This window comes from Orrella sp. JC864 (assembly GCF_037026685.1).
Classification (GTDB): Bacteria; Pseudomonadota; Gammaproteobacteria; order Burkholderiales; family Burkholderiaceae_B; genus Orrella.
On the sequence record NZ_JBANET010000052.1, the window covers coordinates 1 to 1,305 of the forward strand.

The following is a 1,305-nucleotide window of genomic DNA, read 5'->3' on the forward strand; positions in this document are numbered from 1 at the left end:
GGCTCTACCCCATAAACGGGGGACGGGCATTCATCAGACCCGGTTGATCACACCGTTCCAGCCGCACTGAGCCAAGACTCTCATGCGGTAATTCTCAAAATTTCTGAACCCAAACGCACGGCGCGAGAGCATCTCCATCTTCGTATGGAATCCTTCGGTGATCCCATTGGACTTGGTGAAGCGCCACATCCGTACGATCGGCTCCAGCCATGATAGTAACGTCGCCGCCAGGGCCTTGGCCGGACTTTGCTCGAACTGCCGGATCAACGCCAGGAATTTGGGCAGCATCTTCTGAGCGCGTTTGGCCTTCAGGCTCTTCAAAACCAGAAACCCACTGAGCTGCTGCTTGGCAAAGTACAGGGCCTGCAGCACGGGCATCTGCGCCAGGTACTGGTGCAGACGTTCCTTTTGCAAGGCCGTCAGTTTCCAGTGGTGGCGGCGCATCAGGCTGAGCAGCCCCGGATTCTTCTTGCCCTGAGGGTCGTGTTGCTGCCACAGCTTCAGAAAGTGCTGATTGACCAGGCGCACGACGTGGAAGCGGTCGGCCACGATCAGCGCGTTGGGGAAGTATTGGCGGGCGATCTGGCGATAGGTCTCGGACAGGTCCATGACGATGACGCGCACGTTTTCCTTGCCGGGCAAGCGCTTCAGATAGCTGCGCAGGCTGGCCTCGGAGCGGCCCAGCACCACATCGAACACCTTGTGGTTCCTCAAATCCACCAGCGTCGTGGCATAGCCCCGTTTGCGGCTGAAGAAATGCTCGTCGATGCCCAGCACTTGAGGGCAACTGCGTCCCGAGAGCTCAGCGACTCGCTGCTTGACGAAAGATTGATACCAGCGCTCGACGGTGGCGCTGCCAAGCCGATGCGTGTGGGTCAGCTTGCGCTGGCTGACGCCGCCGTCATGGGCCTCGAAGACCTCCAGACGGTAGGTCTCGGTCGCACGCAGGCGTGGGCGGATACCTGCAAACCGGTGCCGGAAATAGCGGTTGCACGGCGCGCAGTGGTACTTCGGAACGTCCAGGTGCAGGATCACCAGTTGATTACCCTGGCGGCTGTGCTTGAGCGTGCGCCGGTAGGTGGCCTTGATCCGCACGCCAGGATCGTCGCAGTACGGGCACCGAGGACGTTGCTGTGGCTTGGCCCACACATGCAGGTCGCGCTTGCGCTCGACATGCTGCACCAGCAGACCAGAAATCCCTAGGATAGAATCGATTGGGGACGTCGGCATTGCTTCCATCAGACGTGTTCTTCGCAAAAACAAGTCTAATGAATGCCTGGCGTCCCCCGTTTACGATGAAGAGCC

At 59.7% G+C, this 1,305-nt stretch carries 1 protein-coding gene; it reads right to left on the minus strand.

Annotated features, from left to right (window positions below; all coding sequences use genetic code 11):
- Positions 1 to 33 precede the first annotated feature (33 nt).
- Positions 34 to 1,239: an ISL3 family transposase gene (locus V8Z80_RS20845; protein WP_336063333.1), complete on the minus strand. Its 1,206-nt coding sequence runs from the start codon at positions 1,237 to 1,239 to the stop codon at positions 34 to 36.
- Positions 1,240 to 1,305 lie beyond the last annotated feature (66 nt).